Origin of the sequence: Agrobacterium tumefaciens (genome assembly GCF_005221385.1) — a bacterium.
GTDB classification, from domain to species: Bacteria; Pseudomonadota; Alphaproteobacteria; order Rhizobiales; family Rhizobiaceae; genus Agrobacterium; species Agrobacterium tomkonis.
Map to the genome: position 1 here is coordinate 1,651,359 of NZ_CP039904.1, position 22,134 is coordinate 1,673,492.

Below are 22,134 nucleotides of genomic sequence, written 5' to 3' on the forward strand. Positions count from 1 at the left end.
ATTCAATGGCTGTTGGTTCTGCGCAGCGCCTGCAGGCGCAGCGTGAGGATGAAAAGCGGCACGCCGATCAGCGTCAGTGCAAGGCCGATCGGCATCGGCGTATCAGCCACCAACCCGCGCGACAGCGTATCGGCGGTTACCACCAATATGCCGCCGGTGAGCCCGGAGAGAAAAAGCCTGGCGCGGCCGACGGCGGGCGAAACGAAAGTGGCGAGATGCGGGGCTATGACGCCGAGAAAGGTGAGCGGGCCGACCGCGGTGACGGATGAGGCACTGAGGATGACCGCGAAAACGATGACGAGCGGGCGCGAATGCCTGATGGTTTCGCCAAGCGCCATGGCCATCTCGTTGCCGAGATCGAAGACCGCAAGTGCCCGACCGAGCAGAAAGATGCCGGCGAGACTTGCGGCAAAGAGGGGCGCAAAAACGAGATTGGTGGACCAGCTTGCCTGAAACAGCGAACCCGCCATCCAGTCGGCCAGTGAAAGTGAAATTTCCGCCGGCGTGTAGAGCAAAAGCACGGAGGAGACGGATGAAAGGGCGGATTCTATCGCTATCCCCATCAGCAGAATGGCAAGTCCGCTGGAGCGTTCACGTCCAACGAGGGCGATCAGGAGGAAGGCCACTGCCAGACCGCCGCCGACGGCCGCAAGCGCTACCATGGTTTTTGGCGCGGCCGGCACCAGCACCAGAAGCAGCATGATGGTGGTCATCGACCCCTGGCTCAGACCGAACAGGCCTGGATCGGCGAGAGGATTGCGGGCAACGGATTGTAGCATGGCGCCGGCCAATGCCACACTCCAGCCGGCCATGAAGCCGAGCAGAATGCGCGGCAGCCGCACCGTCCACAGTGCATAGGCCTGATCGTCGCCCAGATGCCCGCCGGCAAGGCCGTGCAAAAGGTCGAATAAACCGGTTTCAGTATTGCCGAGGCTAACGGATATGGCGGCGAGCACCAGCGCCAATCCAATCAGCGCGAGGCCGGCCTTCAGATTGCCGATGCCGATTTGCAGGCGGCTCGGCAGCCTGAGTACCGCTTTGCCGTCGGTGGCGAAATGCCGTTTCATGACAGCCCCCTCTGCGAAGGCGAAAGATAAAAGCGCTTGACGATGACGATGAAGACGAGGCCTCCGAGCAGATCCATGAACAGCCCGGTATTGACCACATAAGGCGCAAACAGGGTCTGTGCGCCAAGATCGGCCAGCACGCAGAGTCCTGCGCCGACAAGAGCGGAAGCCGGTAGAGCGAGTGTGAAATTCACCCCCACCAGCGGTCGGATCATATGCGGCACAATGAGGCCGACGAAGCCAATCGGGCCACAGATCGCCACCGCCGAGCCCGATGCCAGCATGGTGGCAAAAAGCGCGACCCGGGAAATACTTGTCACGTTCACACCGGCGGAGGCGGCTTTTTCCGCGCCCAGCAGAACGAGCGTCAGCGGCCGGGCGACCAACAACAATATCGCCAGCGCAATGGCTCCAATCCACCAGAAATCGATGAGCCGTGCGGCATAGACGTGGTTGATATTGCCGCCCACCCAGCTCAGAAATTCGCTGCGCCGTGTGGGGTTTGATAACAGCAGGGCATTGGTCACGCCGATCAGCAGCATCGAAACCAGGGCACCGGCGAGGATGAGCGACAGGCCGCGCGGATCGTTCGACCGACCGGCAAGACGGGCGACGAGGAAGCAGGCGCCAAAGCCGAGACCGGCGCCGACGAGTGCCGCTAATCCCTGCACCTCCGGAGAAAGATCGAACACCAGCGCGCCGGCAACCACAAAAAGCGTCGCGCCGGCATTCAGGCCCAGAGTGGAGGGCGAGGCGAGGGGATTGCGGACAAGCCCCTGTAGCACGCAGCCGCTGACGGCGGTGGTGGCGCCCACATAAATCGCAATCAGTAAGCGCGGGATCTGCTGATAGAGCAGCACCGACTGTTCATAGGTGTCGGCCTCACCGCGCCAGAGCGTCGTCGCGATCTCGGCAAGCGGCATATCGCCGGTCATAAGGAGCAGATTGACGGCGAGAATGGCGGCCAAGAGCAGCGCGGCGGCAAAAATCAGCATTACTTTCGAGGTCATGCCGGGATGGCCTGTTCCTGCCGTTCCAGCCGGGGCAGGCAGATGAGCCGTCCCTGACGGGAGAAGATATCGGCTTCGAGATCGAAGACCTCGGCGACATTTTCAGGGGTGACCGTTTTTTCAACGGGCCCTGACGCCAGAACCCGTCCGGCTTTCAGCATGATGACATCGTCAGCGAAAGTGGAGGCGAGGTTGAGATCGTGCAGCACGACGATAACGGTTTTGCCGTGCCTGTCGGTCAATTCGCGCACGAGGCCGAGAACGGCATATTGATACTTCATGTCGAGATGGTTGACCGGTTCGTCCATCAGGATCACGTCGGTATCCTGCGCCAGCACCATGGCGATGAAGGCGCGCTGGCGCTGGCCGCCGGACAGCGTGTTGACCTGTGCTTTCGCCTTGTCTTCCAGCCCGACGGTCCTCAGCGCCTCGGCAAAAAGCGCCCGGTCGCGTTCAGTCGGGCCGCCTGCAAGACCGTATCGCGCATAACCGGCGAGCTCGATCAGCTCGCCAAGCGTCATATAGTCAGGGCAATGGCATTCCTGCGGCAGATAGGCGATACGGCGGGCGAGTTCCCGGCGTCCGATTTCGCTGATCGAACGCTCGCCAAGCCTTATTTTGCCTGATGACAAAGGCAGGAAACCCATGATGGTTTTCAACAGCGTCGACTTGCCGCAGCCATTCGGGCCGACCAGCGCCGTCACCCGCCCGGCTTGGAAACGGGCAGACAGTCCCTTCAAGACGGGGACGTGTCCGTAGCTGGCGTGAAGGTCTGTCGCATCAAGCACCGGATACAACTCCTGTTATTCGTGCGGCCATGCGTCGAGACGCCGCACAGCCGTTATAAGCATTTGAAATTAAATATCGATCTTGCGAAAAACGGGTCCCGTTCAGGCAAGCGCGACGCTCTGATCTTGAAGCGACACTAAACTATAGTAAAACTCTCCACAAATCGAAATTTGCCGATTCAACCCGCGGATTTCTTGCCCGTTATTTCAATCGAGGTGCATCATGTCAGTCGCAGCCAAGCTTCATGTCGGTATGTCGCTGGCCCCAACCTGGCTCAGTGGCGAGGCGTGGCGGCGCGCGGACAGCGATATAGGTGGGGTGTTTTCCAGCGATTATTTCGTCGATCTTGCCCAGCGCGCCGAGGCCGCATATGTGGATTTCGTGTTTCGGCCTGATACGCTTTTTCTGCGTACCGAAGGGCTGGAGACCGGCGGCGGATTTGCCAGCATGGACCCGACCATGCTTCTCGCCGCAATTGCCCGGGAGACCAGTCGCGTCGGCCTGTTATCCACCGTTTCGACGACCTTTTTGCCACCCTATGTGGTTGCTCGCCAGATTCAGTCGCTGAACTGGCTGAGCAACGGCCGGGCGGGGTGGAACATCGTGACTGCACTTGAAGGCCACGAAAATTTCGGCCTCAAGCAAATGCCGTCGCCGCAGGAGCGCTATGAACGCGCCGCCGAATTCACGCAGGTGGTGCGGCAGCTCTGGGCAAGTTTTCCGAACGAGGCGTTGAAGCTCGACAGGGAAAGCGGGCGGTTTGCCGATTCCTCGCTGGTGCGGCCGGTGGCTCATGAAGGGCCGCATTTCAGCGTCAAAGGCCCGCTCAACCTGCCGGCCCATGCCAGCCGCATTCCGCTGGTGCAGGCGGGCGCTTCTCCCGAGGGCCGTGATTTCGCCTCGTCGGTGGCGGATGCGGTTTTTGCCTCGACGCCGGATATGCAGGCGGCCATCGAACTCAGGGCGGATTTGCGCCGCCGGGCCGAGGGGCATGGCCGCAGGGCGGACGAGGTGAAGTTGATGCCGGGCCTCAGCCTCTATCTGGCGAGCAGCCGAAAGGAGGCGCTGGAACTCTTTGCGGAGACCCATGCGCGCGCCAACCGCGCCCGCGCCTTTGCCTCCATTCGCGATATGACGGGCCTTGATCTTTCGGAGTGGCCGCTCACGCGGATCGTCACCGCTTCGGATCTGCCGCTGCCGCCTGAAACACCGAGAAGCCGCACCCATGCCAACCTTTTACGCCGGCTGATCGAACGGGAGACCCTGAGCGTCGCAGACCTGCTGCAACGGCCGGAAGTGATGGGGTCTGGCCACTGGCAAATCATCGGCACCGTCGAGGATGCTTTTGAAACCATTCGGGAATGGGCGCAGGCCAGTGCGATAGACGGTTTTGTCGCGGTGCCCGGCGGGTCTGTCGCTTCGATGCGGCTGGTATTGGAGCAGCTGCTTCCCAAGCTTGGCGATGCCGGGCTTTTCCGCACCGGCTATTCCGGCCACACATTTGCGGACCATCTGGCCGAATAGGGTTTACGATCCGCCGGATTCGCTCGTCGCCTTTGTGGCTGCTTCGAGCAGTCGCGAAAAATGCCCTTCGGCCTCGGCTGTCGCCAGGAAGGATACGGTGGTGACGACGCAACAGATTTCGCGCTGGGCATCGAAAACCGGGGCCGCCTTGCCCGTCAGGGCCGAAAACAGATGCTCGTTGAGTTCCGCACCACCTGCCTCGCGGATGGCGTTGAGAACCTTCGCCTCGGGGCGTGAGCCGCGAAAGGTGGCCGGCTGCAATTTGCGCACGGCGGCAATTCTATCCGGTGGCAGGTAAGCCTGAAAAACCAGTCCGCAGGCGCTGTTGTCCAGCGGCAGAACATCACCGAGCGCTACGGTACTGATGGAGAAGCTGGCGCTCCTGTGCCATTGCACTACGGTCGGGCCGCGATCGGTCCAGATCGCCACGCCGCAGCTGGCGCCGATCTGCGAAGCCAGATTTTTCATCTGGCGACCGGCGGTCTCGACCGGATTGATTCGTCTCAACGCGCTTATGCCTATCCCCAGTGCCGCCGGCCCGAGATCGTAGCAACCGCTTGCGGGGTCCTGGGTCACCAGTTCTTCCCGCACCAGGCTCTGCATATAGCGGTGCGCGGTCGAACGGCCGGTGCCGGCGCGTTTGGCCAGTTCGCCAAGCGCGAGTGCCGTATCTGATTTTGCGAGAAGGTCGAGGAAACGCGCCGCGATCGATACGGATTGAATGAGCGCTGAGCGCTTCTCGCCCTCGTTTTCCGGCAGATCATCGGCATCGTCATTCATGGCCTTCAAGCCTATTCCCCTTGTACGGCCCAAATTGTATGGCCCGGACATGCCTAACGCATCGGCCAGAAAATCGGAATTGATTTCTGGCAGGAAAACAGGCCGTTGCGACGCTTTGCCAATCGTGGCCCAGAGGGGTGGTCGATAAACTTTGTTGTAAATATGGCACATCCCGTTACGGAACCCCGATTGTCCGCAATGCAGAACGTATTCTCTATTGCGAAACAGATAACGCATCCGTTACTTGAATATGACTTTAATACTCATGTTTATTTAGGGGTGTGTTATGGGGTTTCGCTCTAACGGTCGTTTGATGAACGGGGTCAGCGTTCTGACGCTGGCGACGCTGTTTGTAACGCCGGTCCTGGGTCAGGATCAGCAGGCTGAGACAGCAGGGACGACAGTTCTTAAACCGATCGTCGTGACCGGTGAAAAAGTGGCGCGCGATATGAAGAACACGGCGTCGTCCGTTTCGGTCATATCCAGCGAGAAAATCAAAAAGGAAAAGACCGGCGATCCGACCGTTTCGGAAGCGATCAAGGATATTCCGAACGTCGTTTATACCGACAATGTCAGCGCGCCCATCATTCGCGGACAGGACACGCAGGGACCTAATACCGGCTCCATCGCCTTCTTCACCGGCACGGTGCCGCGCGCGACGATCAATGTCGACGGCCATTACCTCGGTTATAACGAGTTCATCTATGGCGCGAGTTCCATCTGGGATGTCGAAAGCATCGAGGTGTTCCGCGGTCCGCAGACCACCTCCCAGGGTGCGAACGCCATTGCCGGCGCTATCCTCGTCAATACCAAAGACCCGACGTTTACGCCGGAGGCGAGCTATCAGGCCGAGATCGGCAATTATCACCAGAAGCGCGGTTCCTTCGCCTTTTCCGGCCCGCTGATCGAAGACGAACTGGCGGCGCGTATGGCGATCGATTATTCCGGTCGTGATACCTTCATCGACTACATCAATTCCGCTTTTGCCCATGACGGCACGGACCAGAACTTCAAGGAGTTCAACGGTCGTTTCAAGCTTCTGTGGGAACCCTCGGAAATCCCCGGCCTTTCGACCAAGCTCACCTATTCCTATAACGCCTCCAACCGTCCAAGCCAGGAAGCGGCGTCGCGTCCCTTCGAGGACCTGAACCACATCACCAACACGATGCCGAGCTTCAGCCAATATACCAATACCGGCATTCTCGACATCAACTACGATTTCGAAAATGGTTTGAAACTGTTCAACCAGACGCAGTTTTCCTCGTCCATCGCCAAGCGCAGGGTCGGCATTGCCAATACCGGCGATGCCGATATCGACCTCAAGAACACCTCCCACGAAACCCGTGTGACCTTCGGTGATCAGGAGGATGTGCTGAGTGGGGTGGCGGGTATCTTCTACGCGCATACGAAAGCCGATGAAGTGCTTTATCTGCGCGGAACATCGCGCTTCAACGACACCAAGGACAATCTCGGTCTTTTCAGTGAACTGAGCTATCGCCTGACGGATCAATGGACCCTGACCGGCGGGCTGCGCTACCAGCAGGACCAGATTCAGCGCAACGGTTACAGAACGCTGAGCGCCACAAGCAGAAGTTCGGTCAATTATGACGAAACTTTCTCTGAAATTCTGCCGAAGGCCTCGCTCGCTTATGCCGTGAATGACGACTGGACGGTGGGTGGTTTGATCAGCCGCGGTTACAATCCCGGCGGTGTCGCATTTGACCTGACGACCAGCAAATGGCGGACCTTCGACAAGGAAACCATCTGGAATTATGAGCTTTTCACCCGCGCCAGCCTGCTGGATGACACGCTGACGATCAACGGCAACCTGTTCTACATGGACATGAAGGATGCGCAGTTCAACGTGCCGATCGTCGTGTCCACGGGCATCAGTGAATCCTACACTGTCAATGCCGAAGAGGCGCATGCTTACGGCCTGGAAATCGGCGCCGATTATCAGGTTCTCGACAATCTGACGCTCAAGGCCAGCGCCGGTTTGCTGAAGACGGAAATTGACGAGATTTCCAGCAATTCCGCCTATCTCGGCAAGGAATTCGCCAAGTCACCCGGTTACAGCTTCACCATCGGCGCCAGCTGGGATGTGACGGACAAGTTCACCGTCTCGGGGCAGGTGCGCCATCTCGACGGTTATTATTCCGACACGGATAACAAGGCCGTTTATGCGATCGAGCCTTATACGATCGCGGATGTGCGGGCGAGCTACAAGTTCCAGGAGGAGCTTGAGTTCTACGCTTACGTCAAGAACGTCTTCGACGAACGCGCACCGACGCTGATGAAGGAAAATCGCGGCATTGGCGGCATTGAGGCCAGCATGACCGAACCGCGCATGTTCGGCATCGGCGTTCGCGGCACCTTCTGAGCCACCGCGCGAACTAGAAAGACAAGAAAGGCCTTCGAAGATAGCTTCGAAGGCCTTTTTCTTATTGGGAATGATGGGACAAAGCCTCAGAAAAACGCCTGAATGCCAGTCTGCGCCCGGCCGAGGATCAGCGCGTGAACGTCATGCGTGCCCTCATAGGTATTGACCGTCTCAAGGTTCTGGGCGTGGCGCATGACGTGATATTCGATCTGGATGCCGTTGCCGCCATGCATGTCGCGGGCCTGGCGGGCAATATCCAGCGCCTTGCCGCAATTGTTGCGCTTGACGATGGAGATCATTTCCGGTGCCATCCTGTGCTCGTCCATCAGCCGGCCGACGCGCAGCGATGCCTGTAGGCCGAGCGCGATTTCGGTCTGCATGTCGGCGAGCTTCTTCTGGTAAAGCTGCATGCCGGCCAGCGGCTTGCCGAACTGCTTGCGGTCGAGACCATATTGAAGGGCACGGAACCAGCAATCTTCGGCGGCGCCGAGCACGCCCCAGGAAATGCCGTAGCGGGCGCGATTGAGGCAGCCGAACGGGCCCTTGAGACCGGAAACATTCGGCAGCAATGCGTCTTCGCCGACCTCCACGCCATCCATGACGATCTCGCCGGTGATCGAGGCGCGCAGCGAGAGTTTGCCGCCGATCTTGGGTGCGGAGAGGCCTTTCATGCCCTTTTCCAGCACGAAGCCGCGAATCTGATTGTCATGGGCTTCCGATTTTGCCCAGACGACGAAAACATCGGCAATCGGCGCGTTGGAAATCCACATTTTCGAACCGCGCAGGCGATAGCCGCCGGCGATCTTTTCTGCGCGGGTCTTCATGCCGCCCGGATCGGAGCCGGCATCCGGCTCGGTCAGGCCGAAACAGCCGATCAGCTCGCCGGAGACGAGGCCGGGCAGGTATTTCTTCTTCTGTTCGTCCGAGCCATAAGCGAAGATCGGGTGAATGACGAGCGAGGATTGCACGCTCATCATCGAGCGGTAACCACTGTCAATCCGTTCCACCTCGCGGGCGACGAGGCCATAAGCCACATAGCTGGCATTGGCCGCGCCATATTCTTCCGGCAGGGTAACGCCGAGCAGGCCGGTGCGGCCCATCAGGCGGAACAGTTCCGGTTCGGTGGTTTCGGAAAGATAGGCCTCGGAGACACGCGGCAGAAGTTCCGATTTGCCGAAGGCGGCGGCGGCGTCGCGGATCATCCGCTCGTCGTCGGTCAGTTGGTCTTCGAGCAGAAAAGGGTCCTGCCAATTAAATGCTGCGCGTTCGCTCACTTTATGCCTCCGGATTTGCTGGCCGGATTATTGGTAATCGGCCCTGCTGGCACAAGCCATGTTTACTCATTTTCGCATTACCTTTAGTAATAGGCTCATGACATCTCTCAGCCGTAAACTCCTGCCGTCCACCAGTGCGCTTGCCGCCTTCGATTCCGTCGCCCGGCTCGGCAGCTTTTCCGCCGCAGCCGATGAGTTGGCCCTGACGCAAGGGGCGATCAGCCGGCAGGTTATGTCACTGGAAGAACAGCTTGGCGTGCGCCTGTTCGAGCGCGGTGCGCGCGGTGTGGCGCTGACGGCGGAGGGTAAAACTTACGCGAAATCGATTGCCTCGGCCCTTGGCGAGATACGCTCCGCCTCCCTGCAGCTCATGACCAAAACGCATGGCAATACGCTGAACCTCGCGATGCTGCCCACCTTCGGCACCCGCTGGCTTCTGCCGCGTATTCCCGATTTCGTCTCCAGTCATCCGGAAATCACCATCAATTTCGCCACCCGCATCGGCCAGTTCGATTTCGAGCGTGAACAGCTGGATATGGCAATCCATATCGGTCAGGCGGATTGGCCGGGGGCGGAAAGCACCTTTCTGATGCATGAAATGGTCGCTCCGGTATGCAGCCCTGAGTTTCTCAATACGCATCCGGTCGAAAAGGCAGGGGATCTCGCCACCCTGCCGTTGCTGCACATGGCCTCGCGGCCAGGGGCATGGGGCCACTGGTTCGAAAGCCTCGGCCTTTCACTCGCCCTGCCGCAGGGCATGCGGTTCGAGCAATTCTCCAGCGTGGCGCAGGCCTGCATCGCTGGGCTTGGCGTGGCGCTGATGCCGCTTTTCCTGATCGACAACGAGCTGAAATCGCGGCAGTTGCTGAAGGCGTTCGATCATCAGGCAAAAAGCCCAAGCTCCTATTATGCGGTGGCGCCGCTCTCTCGCGCCAATCATGTTCCCGTCGTCCTGTTTCGCGACTGGCTGGTGCGACAGGTGGAGGCCTATCATGCGGCGAACGGTTCGCCACTGCAAAAATAACCGCACTTTTTTCGGGCATTTATGTCTTATGCCCAGCTTTTCGCCGATTTTGCCGTCCATTGGACTCGACAGGGCGGTTTCGCTCGATTATCGTGATTAAACGTTTAATCAGCCCTTTCGGTCCACCATGGCGTCTTCACGGCCTGCCACCAATCTGAGCGCGATAGCAACGGCACTCGGCGTGTCGGTGGCAACCGTGTCCAATGCGCTGTCGGGCAAGGGCCGGGTTTCGCCTGATCTGGCGGAGCGCATTCGCAAGACGGCAAGCGAGCTTGGTTATGTGCCGAGTTCGGCGGGCAGGGCGCTACGCACCGGCAGATCAGGTGTTCTGGGGCTGGTTCTGCCCGATATTGCCAATCCTCTCTTTCCACAGATTGCGCAGGCCATCGAAAAGGCCGCAGTGACTGCCGGTTACGGTGTGCTGATCGCCGACTCGCGTGGTGAGATCGCCATGCAGACGGATGCCATCAACCGGTTGATCGAGCGCGGCGTGGATGGAATGGTTATCGTTCCCCGCCGTGGCACGCGCATTACCGATGTTGATTGTCCTGTTGCGGTGATCGACAGCCCCTCGACCCCCGGAAACACTGTTGCCGCCGACCACTGGGATGGCGGCCGGCAGGTTGGCGAATATCTGGGGGCACTTGGCCACAAAAAGGTGGTGCTGGTCGGCAAGAACCGGGATTCCAACGTGCAGAACGACCGCCTCGGCGGCATTCGCGATGGTCTTGGCAAGGCCTGCGTCACACAGACGCTGTGGATAGACGCCATCGAAAAGGCCGGCGGTGCGGGCTGCCGGCTTGGCCTTGCCGACAGGGTCGCGGATGGTTTCACCGCTTTTGCCGCCGTTTCCGATCTGCATGCGCTGCGGGTGCTGACCGAATTGCAGCGCGAGGGCATCGAAGTGCCGGAAGAGGCCAGTGTCACAGGCTTCGACGATCTGATTTTCTCGGCCGTGGTCACGCCGCCGCTGACGACGATGCGCATGGATATGGGCCGCATCGCCGATCTCGCGGTTGGAGCGCTGCTGCGTGCGATTGACGATGTCAGCGAAGGCGGCATCGCCGTCGATGTTACGGCAGAAATCTCGAAAGTACCGATGGCGCTGATCATGCGCGGCTCCACCGGCAAAGCAAAGCATGATGCGATTGAAGCCAAAAAAATCACAGCAGGAGAACTCACACCATGAAAAAGATCATTCTTGCATCGGGCGCGGCCTTGATGCTGACGATGGGAGCCGCTGAGGCGCAGGACAAGACGCTGACGATTTCGGTCTACGCCTTCGCGCAGGACGAATTCAAGGAACTGGTCTATACGCCGTTTGAGCAGAAATGCGGCTGCAAGCTGGTCGTCGAGACCGGTAACAGCGTTGAGCGTCTGGCCAAGATGGAGGCCAACAAGGCCAATCCGGTGGTCGATCTCGCCATCGTTTCCATGGCGGATGCACTTTCCGCCACCCGTAAGGACCTGATCCAGAAGATCGACGCGTCCAAGGTTCCGAATATCGAAAACCTCTATGATATCGCCAAGGACCCGAATGGCGACGGCATGAGCGTCGGCGTCAATTTCTACGCCACCTCCATCGTCTATCGTACCGACAAGATGAAAATCGATAGCTGGGCCGATCTCCTGAAGGACGGCATTGTCGATCACGTCGCCTTCCCGAACGTCACCACCAATCAGGGCCCGCCGGCGCTCTATATGCTGGGCAAGGCCATCGGCAAGGACACGCCTGATCTTTCCGGCGCCATCGAGGCCGTGGGCGAAAAGAAGGACGATATCGTTACGTTCTACGTCAAGTCCTCGCAGCTGGTGCAGCTGATGCAGCAGGAAGAAATCTGGGCAGCGCCGATTGGCCGCTTCTCCTGGGCGCCCTTTACCAAGCTCGACCTGCCGCTTGCCTGGGCCACGCCCAAGGAAGGCCAGACCGGCGGCATGAACGTGCTCGTGGTGCCGAAGGGCACGAAGAACCAGGAACTGGCGCTGCAATTCATGGATTTCTGGCTCTCGACCGACGTTCAGAAGGCGTTGGCCGAAAAGCTGGTGGACAGCCCGACGAACAAACAGGTCAAGGTTTCCGACGAGGTGGCGAACAATATCACCTATGGTGATGAAACCGCACGCAGCCTGCAGCTTATTCCGTCTGACGTGACGCTCGATAACCGCGACAAGTGGTTGTCGGAGTGGAACTCCAAGGTCGGGCAATAAGCCGAGACAATTTCAGTCAGGAACGGGGTGATTTTCAGCGTCCGCAAGGGCTCGCCCCGTTTCAGGAAAAGCGGTTTGGTCGTCCCCTGACCGCTTTTCCAACCTTTTCAGACCGCAAGCCGGCACGCCGGCTTCAACCGTAACCGGCCGTGTGGCCGTTCAGGGAATAAACCAATGTTTCAGAACCGGGCCGAAGCGCTGGCGCTTGCCTTGCCCGCTGCGATTTTTGCGGCGGCGGTTTTTCTTGTGCCGGTCTTCATGCTTTTGTCGGAGGGCTTTCGCACCGCTGACGGCTGGACATTGTCGGCCTACGCCGATTTCTTTTCCGATCCGCTGAACCAGACGGTTTTCCTGCGCACCCTCAAGCTCGGCGCGCTCGTCACTGTCGTTTCGGCGGTGGTGGGCTATGCAGCGGCCTTCGCCATCATCAACCTGTCGCAGGGGACGAAGGGCCATGTGGTCAATCTCGTTGTACTGCCGCTGATGATTTCGCCGGTCGCCCGCACCTATGCCTGGATCGTCATTCTCGGCAGAACCGGCATCGTCAACCAGGCGCTGCAGGCGGTGGGCCTGAGCGATGCGCCGATCCGCATCCTGTTTTCCGAAACGGCTGTTTTCATCGGCCTTCTGCAATTGTTCCTGCCGCTGATGATCATCTCGCTCATCAGCGCGCTGGAGAATATGCCGAAGGATACCATCGCCGCTGCCCGCGTTCTCGGCGCAAACTGGTTGCAGGTGTTCTGGAAGGTCATCCTGCCGCTTACCAAGGAAGGGCTGGTCGTTGGCGGCACGCTGGTCTTTACCGGTTCGCTGACGGCCTATATCACGCCCGCCATTCTCGGCGGCTCCAAGGTGCTGATGCTGGAAACCCTGCTTTACCAGCAGGTGACGGTCTCCAACAATTTCGTTGCCGCCAGCGTCATCGCCTTCATCCTGATCGTCATGAGCTTTGCCGCCAATATCCTGCTGAAGCGCATCGCCACCGCAAGGAACAAGAAATGACCCGGCAGCTCTTCATTCCGCTCACGCTTCTTCTCGTTGTCGGTTTCCTCATCGGGCCGTTCCTCATCATCGTTGCGGCCTCGTTTTCGGCCGGCGATACGCTCGCTTTTCCGCCGCAGGGCTTTTCGCTGAAATGGATCGCCAAGGTCTTCACGGTCGAAAGCTTCCGCGAAAGCTTTGCGATGTCGATGTTCCTTGCCATCGGCGGCACGTTCACGGCGCTCATCCTCGGCATTCCCGCCTCTTACGCCATGTCGCGCTACAAGCTGCCCTTTGCCGAGACCGTGCGCACCATCGTTTCCGCGCCGATCATCGTGCCCGGCATCATCGTTGGTCTGGCGCTGCTGCGCTATTTCGTCGTGCCCTTCGGCATTGGCATCACGCTTGCTTTGTTTCTCGCCCACACAGCGCTCATCCTGCCCTATGCGGTCAGGGTCGTATCGGCCAGCCTCAACAATCTGCGCTCGGATATTGAGGAGGCGGCGGTGCTGCTCGGTTCGTCGCGCCTCGGCGCATTTTTCCGGGTGGTACTGCCCAATATTCGCGGCGGCATTCTCTCCGCCTTCATTCTCGGTTTCGTGACGAGCTTCAACCAGGTGCCGGTATCTCTGTTCCTGTCGGGCCCGGGCGTTCGCACGCTGCCCATCGACATGCTGGGTTACATGGAAATCGTCTTCGATCCTTCCGTGGCCGCACTCTCCTCGCTGCTCGCCTTCCTTTCCATCGGCATCGTCTTCATGGCCGAACGTTTTCTGGGGTTCTCCCGTTATGTCTGACGCAAATTACCTTTCGCTCCAAAAAGTCTCGCTCGCTTATGGCAACAGCATCGCCGTCAAGGATCTCGATCTCGATATCCGCAAGGGCGAGCTGCTCGCCCTTCTCGGGCCTTCCGGCTGCGGCAAGACAACGACGATGCGCGCCATTGCCGGGCTGATGCCGGTGGCGGGCGGGCGCATCGATCTCGACGGGGCCGATATTACCCGCGTCGCGGCCAACAAGCGCGCCGTGGGTCTGGTGTTCCAGTCCTATGCGCTCTTCCCGCATCTGACGGTTTACGAAAACGTCGCCTTCGGTCTGAAACTCAAGGGCATGAGCGGCAAGGCGCTTGAGGACAAGGTCGCCTCCGGCCTGAAATCGGTGGGCTTGTCCAACTTCGCCTCCCGCAAGCCGGCCGAACTTTCCGGCGGCCAGCAGCAACGTGTCGCGCTGGCGCGCTCCATGGTCATGGAGCCCAAGGTGCTGCTGCTCGACGAGCCGCTTTCCAATCTCGATGCCCGTCTGCGGCTTGAAATGCGCACCGAATTGCAGCGTGTGCAGAAGGAAACCGGCGTGACGATGATCTTCGTCACCCACGACCAGATCGAGGCTTTGGCGCTGGCTGACCGCATTGTCGTCATGAAGGGCGGCAAGATCGAGCAGATCGGCACACCGGAGGAGATTTATAACGCACCGGTTTCCTCCTTCGTGGCTGACTTCGTCGGCTTTGAAAACATCTTCGCGCTGGAAGGCGGCGCGCTGAAAACCGCAAACGGCACAACACCGCTTCCCGGACCAGTCCCTTCAGCATCTGGACTGGCCTGGCGGCCGCGCATGGTCACCCTCGGTTCAGGTCCTTTCCAGGGAACCGTGCGCGGCACATCCTTTGCCGGCAACAGCCGCGAATATCTGCTGGATACGCCGCTCGGGCCCATCAAGGCGGAAACCGATGCGGCGCTTGCCGCGCATGTCATCGGTGATACGCTTGCCTTCGACCTGCCGGTCGAAAAGGCGGCAAGTCTCAAGGTGTTCAACTGACCATGGGTGTGTGGATCGATACCGATATGGGCTTCGATGACATTGCCGCCATATTGGTCGTGCAATCGTCCGGCCTTGCCATTGACGGCGTTTCGCTGGTGTTCGGCAATACGACGCTTCAGGCGGTCTGCGGCAATGCCGCAGGCGCCGTTGCCGCGTTCGGCTGGTCCATGCCGATCCATCAGGGCAGTGCCAAGCCCGTGCTCGGCGCGCTCGAAACCGCCCAGTCGATCCTTGGCGATAGCGGCATCCCGACTGTCGGCCAAAGCCTGCCGGATGCACCGGCATTGCCGAAAAGCGATGCCTTTGCCTCGCTCTGCGGCTGGCTGGAGGGGGAAGGCGAAAAGCGCATTCTGGCGCTTGGCCCGCTCACCAATATCGCCGCGCTTTGCCTTGCCCGGCCGGATCTTGCCGCCCGAATTTCTGACCTCACCTGGATGGGTGGCGGTCTGACCAGCGGCAACCATACCGCATCGGCCGAATTCAACGCCTTTGCCGATCCCGAGGCGCTGGCCATCGTGCTCTCCCACGGCCTGCCGCTGCGCATGGTCGATCTGGACGCCTGCCGCAAGGTCACCGCCTCGCCGGTCGATGTGCTGCCGATCCGCAATGCCGGCGGTAAAAACGCTGCGCTGATTGCCGATCTGCTGGAAGGTTTCATCGGCATCGCCACCAGCCGTGGCCGAGCCGCCATGGCGCTTTATGATCCTGTGGCCGCCGTTGCCTTCACGTCCGGTCTCATCGGCTGGCGGCAGGCGCGGATCGATATTGAGCTTCATTCCGCCTTGACCCGAGGCAGAACGGTGGTCGAGGGGCGTGCCGACAAGGTGGAAACCTTTAATGCGCACTTCGCCGAAACCGTTGATGCTGAAGGCACAAAGGTTGCCGTTCTCGAGTCATTACGCCGGGAGGCCGCCCGATGAGTGCGCAATTCCCGATACGAGAGCCGGCTGATCTTGCTGATGATGCACTGCGCACCCACGCGGTTGCCGCTGCGCGCGGTGACCAGCCTTTCGACGTCCTCATCACCGGCGGAACATTGGTGGATGTGGTGACGGGAGAGCTTCGCGCCGCCGATATTGGCATTGTCGGCCCGCTGATCGCCAGCGTCCATGAGCCCGCAAGCCGCAGCGACGCCGCAAGCATCATCGATGCTGCCGGTGCTTTTGTCTCGCCCGGCCTCATCGACACACATATGCATATCGAAAGCTCGATGGTCACACCGGCCGCCTATGCGGCGGCGGTGGTCGTCCGCGGTGTTACCACCATCGTCTGGGACCCGCATGAATTCGGCAATGTGCACGGTGTCGATGGTGTCCGTTGGGCGGCGAAGGCAATCGAAAACCTGCCATTGCGCGCCATTCTGCTCGCACCTTCCTGCGTGCCATCAGCTCCGGGGCTGGAGCGCGGCGGTGCGGATTTCGATGCCACCATTCTCGCCGATATATTGTCGTGGCCGCAGGTCGGCGGCGTTGCGGAAATCATGAACATGCGCGGCGTCATCGAGCGCGATCCGCGCATGAGCGGCATCGTACAGGCCGGGCTTGTCTCCGGCAAACTGGTCTGCGGCCATGCCCGCGGCCTGAAAGATGCCGATCTCAACGCCTTCATGGCGGCGGGCGTTTCTTCCGATCACGAGCTGGTCTCGGGCGAAGACCTGATGGCGAAACTGCGGGCAGGAATGACCATTGAGCTGCGCGGCTCGCATGACCATCTTCTGCCGGAATTCGTGGAAGCGCTGAACGCGCTCGGCCACCTGCCGCAGACGGTGACGCTATGCACCGACGATGTGTTCCCGGATGACCTGCTGCAGGGCGGTGGGCTTGACGATGTGGTGCGCCGCCTTGTCCGTTATGGCCTGAAGCCCGAATGGGCGCTGCGCGCCGCAACGCTCAATGCCGCGCAAAGGCTCGGCCGTGCCGATCTCGGCCTCATTGCCGCCGGCCGTCGCGCCGATATCGTCGTCTTTGAGGATTTGAGCGACTTTGCGGCCCGCCAGGTGATCGCGAATGGCAGGGCTGTCGCTGAAGGCGGCCGCATGCTTGTGGATATCCCTGCCTGCCACGCAACCGCGCTCGAAGGCTCGATGAAGCTGCCGCTTCGCGAACCCGATGATTTCCGGGTTGCATCCAAAGGCGCGAAGGTGCGCCTCGCCACCATCGACCGCCCGCGCTTCACCCAATGGGGAGAAACGGAGGCTGCGGTAAAAGACGGTTTCGTTATTCCGCCCGAAGGCGCGACGATGATTTCCGTCACCCATCGCCACGGCATGGCCGAGCCGATCACCAGAACCGGCTTCCTCACCGGCTGGGGAAACTGGAACGGCGCCTTCGCCACTACCGTCTCGCACGACAGCCACAACCTCACCGTTTTCGGCGGCAATGCCGAGGACATGGCGCTCGCCGCCAATGCAGTGATAAAGGCAGGCGGCGGCATGGCTGTCGCCTCCGAAGGCAAGGTGACTGCGCTGCTTTCGCTCCCGCTCTCCGGCCTCGTTTCCGATGCCCCGCTTGAAGACGTGGCAAAGGCTTTCGAAGAGTTGCGCGAAGCCGTCGGCAGGGTGGTGGAATGGCAGCCGCCCTATCTCGTCTTCAAGGCCTGCTTCGGCGCCACGCTCGCCTGCAATATCGGCCCGCACCAGACGGATATGGGCATTGCCGATGTGTTGACGGGCAACGTGATGGAAAGCCCGGTGATTGCCGTTCTCGAATAGCGGCGGCCCGCATCTGCGGGCTGCGATTTATTCGACGCCGGTCACGTCAGGCGTCTGTGTTTCGCGCGCGGCAATGCGCGCTGCCAACACGAAATTCTTCACCACCGGCGATGTCGTTCCGCGCCGATAGGCCAGCGATATGGAAAGCCGTGGCGGCGGGCCGCTGGAGGGAAGCAGGATGATGTTCTGCATCTTGACCTGCGCGACGGATTCCGGAAGGAGGGAAACCCCGAGTTCGGCCGCGACCAGCGACAATATCGAGGCGATTTGCGGTGCCGCCGGCCCGAGGCGCGGCGTGAAACCGGCCTCCTGGCAGGCTTTTATCGATGCATCATGAAGGCTGGTGCCGACGTTGCGTGGCGTCAGAATGAAAGGGTCGTCGCGCAATTCCATCAGGTCTATGGCGGTGCCGCGCCGCGCGAGCGGATGGGATGCCGGCAGGGCGACCAGAAGCGGTTCGTCGGTGAGCACTTCCTCAAGCAATGTATCGGGGTCGGATTGAGAAGGGCGCAAAAGCGCCACGTCCAGCCGATCTTCGAGCAGGGCCGGCGTCAACGCCAGGGCGGCTGCCTCCATCACCTGAAGTTCCACGTCGGGATATTGGCGCCTGTAGGTGCGGATGCAGGCCGGAACCAGAGGATTGAGCGCCGCCGTGCCGGTAACGCCTATTCTCAGAATGCCGGTTTCACCGGCCGCCGCCCTGCGTGCGAGCCGGACACCTTCGCCCACCTGATGCGGAATATGGGTCACCGCAGCACGAAAGGCATGGCCCGCCGGTGTCAGTTCCGCGCCATGCGCGAGACGCCGGAATAGCCGCACGCCGATTTCCTGTTCCAGAACCTTTATCTGCTGGCTGAGCGGTGGCTGCGCGATTCCCAGATGTTCTGCCGCCCGCGTAAAACTGCCTTCATTGGCGATGGCCAGAAAATAGCGGATGTGCCTGAGTTCCATGATATTAGATCCAGATATGATGGGAACGCCTTCCATATATTAGAATGAAAGACAAAGCTGCGCTATAGCTGGGAGCGAAAAGGACAAACCCGATGCGCCAGCTCAAAAAACAGGATTTCACCCCGCCGATCGTCAAGACGGAGGAGCCGCCGGATGTGCTCTGGATACGGCAGGGAAGCCGCCAGTTTCGCCGGGCGAGCTGGGCGCTTTTCCTCGCGGGCTTCGCCAGCTTTTCGCTGATCTATTGCGTGCAGCCGCTCTTGCCGGAATTTCCGGCGGAATTCGGCATCAACCCTGCAACCGCATCGCTCGCTTTGTCGCTGACGACCGGAACGCTTGCCTTCGCCATTCTTCTCAGCGGGGCCTTTGCCCAGCTCTTCACCCGCCGAAATCTGATGTTCGTTTCGATGATGCTGGCCGCCATCGCCAATATTATCGCAGCAAGCACGCAAGGATGGGCATGGCTGCTTGCTGCCCGCGCGCTGGAAGGCTTCGTGCTCGGCGGCGTGCCGGCCGTCGCCATGGCTTATCTAGCCGAGGAGATCGAACCTTCCAGTCTCGGCAAGGCAATGGGGCTTTATGTCGGCGGCACGGCCTTCGGTTCCATGGCGGGACGCGTCGGCATGGGGCTGGTGTCCGCTTATACCTCCTGGCAGGTGGCAATGTATGCGTTGGGGGCGGTCTGCATCCTCGCGGCCATCGGCTTCCTGCTGCTGCTTCCGCCCTCGCGGAATTTCCGGCCGCAGCACATGCCGCTTAAAAATCATCTGAGAATATGGGCGCAACATCTTGGAAACCCGGAACTTCGGCGGTTCTATTTCCTCGGCGCGATGCTGACGAGCGTGTTCACCACCGTTTTCAACTATTGCGCCTTTCGCCTCGTCGCGCCGCCTTACGAATTGGGCCGCACGGCCGTCAGCATGATTTTCCTGACCTTCGCCTTGGGCATCGTCGCATCCTCCTATGGCGGCGCGCTGGTAGACCGGTTCAGCCGGCGGATCATGCTGGTGGTCGCCTTTTCCACCATCCTTGCCGGTATCCTGCTGACCTTCGCCTCCAGCATCGTCCTCATCGTGGCAGGGATTGCGGCGATAACCGTCGGATTTTTCATCGGGCATTCGGCCGCCAGCAGCGGTGTCGGCGCCAATGCGGGCGCCGCCAAAAGCCATGCTTCCGCGCTTTATCTGCTGTTTTATTATTGCGGAGCGAGCATCACCGGCTGGGTCGGCGGCTGGTTCTGGATCCATGCCGGCTGGCCCGGCATCATGGCCATCACCGCCGGCTGCGCGCTTGCCGGAATTTTCGCCAGCCTGGCCCGACCGGGCGCACGGCGCGCCCGGATCGTCTGAGGGCCGTCGCCATCACTCCGCCGCCAGTTCCTGCTCCACCAGCGTTGCCCAGAACGCCACGCCCGGCACGATGGCCGCATCGTTGAAGTCGTAGGAGGTGTTGTGGTGCAGCGCGCCATCCACTGCCGGGCCGTTGCCCAGCCAGACATAGCAACCGGGAGCTTCGCCCGCGAAGAAAGCGAAGTCGTCGCCGGCGGTCGAGGGCGGGAAGGCGGTGCGGGCCTTGGTGCCGAACACTGTTTTTGCGGCCCTCAGCGCCCGTTTCGTCGCATCCGCCTCGTTGATGACGGGTGGAATGCGGCGGATGAATTCGTAATGCGCCTCGATGCCGAACATCGCCGCCGTGCCCTTCGCCAGCCTGCCGATTTCCGCTTCGAGCTGGTCGCGCACGTCAGCCGCATAAGCGCGCGCCGTGCCGCCGATTTCGACGAGATCGGGAATGACGTTGAGCGCCTTCGGGTCGCCCGCCTGCACCGAGCAGGCGCTGACCACAGCGGGTTGCAGCGGATCGACGACGCGGCCGACGATGGTTTGCAGTGAGGCGAGGAAGGTGCCCGCCGCCGTTATGGGGTCACGGCCGAGATGTGGCTTGGCGCCATGGGTGCCGATGCCCTTGAAGGTCACGCGCCAGCTATCGGAAGAGGCAAGCTGCGGGCCTTCCACCACCGCCATCTCGTCGATGGCTAACCCCGGCATATTGTGCAGGCCATAAACGGCATCGCAGGGGAACAGCGAGAAAAGCCCGTCCTCCACCATTTTTTTCGCGCCACCACGGCCTTCTTCGGCCGGCTGGAAGATGAAATGCACGGTGCCGGAAAAATCGCGGGTCTTTGCGAGATAGCGTGCAGCACCCAGCAGCATGGCGGTGTGGCCATCATGGCCGCAGGCATGCATCTTGCCGGGAAATTTCGATTTATAGGGCCTGTCGGGCATTTCCGGCATGGCAAGCGCATCCATGTCGGCACGCAGGCCGATGCTGCGGGTGCCGTTGCCCACCTGCAGGGTGCCAACGACGCCGGTGCCGCCAAGACCACGATGCACCTTCAGCCCGGCCCGTTCCAGAAGGTCAGCGACGATGGCGCTGGTTCTCTCCTCTTCGAAACCCAGTTCCGGATGCGCGTGCAGATCGTGGCGAAGCTCCGTCAGGAATGGCAGGTCCTCACCGATCCGGTCCAGCAGTCTCATGGGCAGCTTGTCCTTGAATATGGGAAAAACCCGAGTCATAGGTGGGTTCGTCCGAATGCCTGTTGCTTTGTTTCCTTCTAGCTGAAAAAGCCAATGAAATGAACCCGCCGCATGTGTGCGGTTGCTGAAATGCTGAATATGCCGAACGGGGTTGGCGTGGCTGAAAAAACCGCGTCCGCTTTGCGCCATCCCGGTCCCGAAAGGAAAACCGATGCCGTCATCCGCATCGCCCGATACCCAGTCCCCGGCCGCTCCTCATGAGTTCTGGCAGGCGATAGCCGCTCCCCGCACATTTGAAACGGCCGGGCCACATTCCACCTTCTTTCCTGCAGTACTCGATGACGGAAGGCAGATTTGCCTGCCGATAAGGCCGCTCGCGGATGGTGAACATGCGCTTGCCTCGCTCATCGTCAATCAGGCGTCTTTTGAGGTGCTTGAAGTGCTTGCGGCTGATCTTGCCCGCAAGCTTTCCACCTTCGAGCCGGATGTCGTCATCGGCCTGCCGACGCTGGGGTTGACGCTTGCCGCCGCCGTTGCCCGCCATCTTGGCCATTCCCGTTACGTGCCGCTCGGCACGTCGCGCAAATTCTGGTATCTGGAGGAGCTGTCGGTGCCCATGTCCTCCATCACCACCAAACAGGAAAAGCGGCTTTATATCGATCCGCGCATGTTGCCGCTCATCGAGGGCAGGCGGGTGGCTCTGGTGGATGATGTCATCTCCAGCGGCAGTTCCATCATTTCAGGTCTTTCACTTCTCGCGTCGTCCGGTATTCAGCCGGTTGTCATCGGTGCGGCCATGCTGCAATCGGATCGCTGGCGGCAGAAAATCGCCGCTTTCGGGCCGGAATGGCCGGAGCGGGTGAGAGGTGTTTTCACCACGCCGCTGTTGACGAAAGCGCATGACGGCTGGCTGGCTTGACGTTGCGCAAATTCCGGCAAAACGCAAGTGGTGATAATTTCATCATTGCCTAATTTGCGTCTTGCGAAGCTGCGAGAGATCGTCCTAAGATCACCTTCGACAGATTATAGCGCTCGGCGAAAAACGCGCCGATTTGCTTTCGTTCGGTGTCATTCCGGCGTCTGC

Annotated in this window: 19 protein-coding genes; 12 read left to right on the forward strand and 7 right to left on the reverse strand. The window is 60.5% G+C overall.

What is annotated here, in order from left to right:
- Positions 1-2: 2 nt before the first annotated feature.
- From CFBP6623_RS22810 to CFBP6623_RS22820, 3 genes are read right to left on the reverse strand one after another with little or no spacing between them, the layout of a single operon-like run.
- Complete coding sequence (locus CFBP6623_RS22810; protein ID WP_046800927.1) at positions 3-1,067, reverse strand: FecCD family ABC transporter permease; 1,065 nt, start codon at positions 1,065-1,067, stop codon at positions 3-5.
- Positions 1,064-2,077: a FecCD family ABC transporter permease gene (locus CFBP6623_RS22815; RefSeq protein WP_046800926.1), complete on the reverse strand. Its 1,014-nt coding sequence runs from the start codon at positions 2,075-2,077 to the stop codon at positions 1,064-1,066. The genes CFBP6623_RS22810 and CFBP6623_RS22815 overlap by 4 nt, the downstream gene beginning before the upstream one ends.
- Positions 2,074-2,874 carry an ABC transporter ATP-binding protein gene (locus CFBP6623_RS22820; RefSeq protein ID WP_046800925.1) on the reverse strand — a complete coding sequence of 267 codons (801 nt, stop codon included), beginning with the start codon at positions 2,872-2,874 and terminating at the stop codon, positions 2,074-2,076. Before CFBP6623_RS22820 ends, CFBP6623_RS22815 begins: the two co-directional genes overlap by 4 nt.
- 214 nt (positions 2,875-3,088) lie before the next feature.
- On the opposite strand from CFBP6623_RS22820, the gene CFBP6623_RS22825 reads away from it, so the two are divergent.
- Positions 3,089-4,390, forward strand: a complete 1,302-nt coding sequence (locus CFBP6623_RS22825; protein ID WP_046800924.1) for an NtaA/DmoA family FMN-dependent monooxygenase — start codon at positions 3,089-3,091, stop codon at positions 4,388-4,390.
- 3 nt (positions 4,391-4,393) lie between these two features.
- Here the strand turns inward: CFBP6623_RS22825 and CFBP6623_RS22830 are convergent, their stop codons facing one another.
- Positions 4,394-5,170, reverse strand: coding sequence for an IclR family transcriptional regulator (locus CFBP6623_RS22830; protein WP_080843255.1), 777 nt, complete (start codon positions 5,168-5,170; stop codon positions 4,394-4,396).
- Positions 5,171-5,483: 313 nt separating this feature from the next.
- Here CFBP6623_RS22830 and CFBP6623_RS22835 point away from each other — a divergent pair, with 313 nt between their 5' ends.
- Positions 5,484-7,550 carry a TonB-dependent receptor gene (locus CFBP6623_RS22835; protein ID WP_080842935.1) on the forward strand — a complete coding sequence of 689 codons (2,067 nt, stop codon included), beginning with the start codon at positions 5,484-5,486 and terminating at the stop codon, positions 7,548-7,550.
- A gap of 86 nt (positions 7,551-7,636) precedes the next feature.
- Here CFBP6623_RS22835 and CFBP6623_RS22840 read toward each other — a convergent pair whose 3' ends face one another.
- Entirely contained in the window at positions 7,637-8,824 is a 1,188-nt protein-coding gene (locus tag CFBP6623_RS22840; protein ID WP_046800922.1) for an acyl-CoA dehydrogenase, read from the reverse strand.
- A 97-nt stretch (positions 8,825-8,921) separates the two neighbouring features.
- Here CFBP6623_RS22840 and CFBP6623_RS22845 point away from each other — a divergent pair, with 97 nt between their 5' ends.
- From CFBP6623_RS22845 to CFBP6623_RS22880, 8 genes are all read left to right on the forward strand, one after another.
- Positions 8,922-9,848: a LysR family transcriptional regulator gene (locus CFBP6623_RS22845; protein WP_046800921.1), complete on the forward strand. Its 927-nt coding sequence runs from the start codon at positions 8,922-8,924 to the stop codon at positions 9,846-9,848.
- Positions 9,849-9,975: 127 nt separating this feature from the next.
- Positions 9,976-11,037, forward strand: a complete 1,062-nt coding sequence (locus CFBP6623_RS22850) for a LacI family DNA-binding transcriptional regulator (RefSeq protein WP_046800920.1) — start codon at positions 9,976-9,978, stop codon at positions 11,035-11,037.
- Positions 11,034-12,056 carry an ABC transporter substrate-binding protein gene (locus CFBP6623_RS22855; RefSeq protein ID WP_046800919.1) on the forward strand — a complete coding sequence of 341 codons (1,023 nt, stop codon included), beginning with the start codon at positions 11,034-11,036 and terminating at the stop codon, positions 12,054-12,056. Before CFBP6623_RS22850 ends, CFBP6623_RS22855 begins: the two co-directional genes overlap by 4 nt.
- A 174-nt stretch (positions 12,057-12,230) precedes the next feature.
- Positions 12,231-13,058, forward strand: a complete 828-nt coding sequence (locus CFBP6623_RS22860; protein ID WP_046800918.1) for an ABC transporter permease — start codon at positions 12,231-12,233, stop codon at positions 13,056-13,058.
- Positions 13,055-13,834: an ABC transporter permease gene (locus tag CFBP6623_RS22865; protein WP_006315562.1), complete on the forward strand. Its 780-nt coding sequence runs from the start codon at positions 13,055-13,057 to the stop codon at positions 13,832-13,834. Before CFBP6623_RS22860 ends, CFBP6623_RS22865 begins: the two co-directional genes overlap by 4 nt.
- Positions 13,827-14,852 carry an ABC transporter ATP-binding protein gene (locus CFBP6623_RS22870; RefSeq protein ID WP_046800917.1) on the forward strand — a complete coding sequence of 342 codons (1,026 nt, stop codon included), beginning with the start codon at positions 13,827-13,829 and terminating at the stop codon, positions 14,850-14,852. The genes CFBP6623_RS22865 and CFBP6623_RS22870 overlap by 8 nt, the downstream gene beginning before the upstream one ends.
- Before the next feature lie 2 nt (positions 14,853-14,854).
- On the forward strand, positions 14,855-15,775 hold the full coding sequence (locus CFBP6623_RS22875; protein WP_046800916.1) for a nucleoside hydrolase: 921 nt from the start codon (positions 14,855-14,857) through the stop codon (positions 15,773-15,775).
- Positions 15,772-17,565 (forward strand): adenine deaminase, encoded by a 1,794-nt coding sequence (locus CFBP6623_RS22880; protein WP_046800915.1) that lies wholly within the window; start codon positions 15,772-15,774, stop codon positions 17,563-17,565. The genes CFBP6623_RS22875 and CFBP6623_RS22880 overlap by 4 nt, the downstream gene beginning before the upstream one ends.
- Before the next feature lie 27 nt (positions 17,566-17,592).
- Here CFBP6623_RS22880 and CFBP6623_RS22885 read toward each other — a convergent pair whose 3' ends face one another.
- Positions 17,593-18,516: a LysR family transcriptional regulator gene (locus tag CFBP6623_RS22885; protein ID WP_046800914.1), complete on the reverse strand. Its 924-nt coding sequence runs from the start codon at positions 18,514-18,516 to the stop codon at positions 17,593-17,595.
- Between the two features lie 92 nt (positions 18,517-18,608).
- Between CFBP6623_RS22885 and CFBP6623_RS22890 the strand changes: the two genes are divergently transcribed.
- Positions 18,609-19,865, forward strand: a complete 1,257-nt coding sequence (locus CFBP6623_RS22890; RefSeq protein WP_046800913.1) for an MFS transporter — start codon at positions 18,609-18,611, stop codon at positions 19,863-19,865.
- A 12-nt stretch (positions 19,866-19,877) separates the two neighbouring features.
- Here the strand turns inward: CFBP6623_RS22890 and CFBP6623_RS22895 are convergent, their stop codons facing one another.
- Positions 19,878-21,050: a M20 aminoacylase family protein gene (locus CFBP6623_RS22895; protein WP_046801102.1), complete on the reverse strand. Its 1,173-nt coding sequence runs from the start codon at positions 21,048-21,050 to the stop codon at positions 19,878-19,880.
- Positions 21,051-21,261: 211 nt separating this feature from the next.
- Here CFBP6623_RS22895 and CFBP6623_RS22900 point away from each other — a divergent pair, with 211 nt between their 5' ends.
- Positions 21,262-21,969 (forward strand): phosphoribosyltransferase, encoded by a 708-nt coding sequence (locus CFBP6623_RS22900; RefSeq protein ID WP_046800912.1) that lies wholly within the window; start codon positions 21,262-21,264, stop codon positions 21,967-21,969.
- The last annotated feature ends 165 nt before the right edge of the window (positions 21,970-22,134 follow it).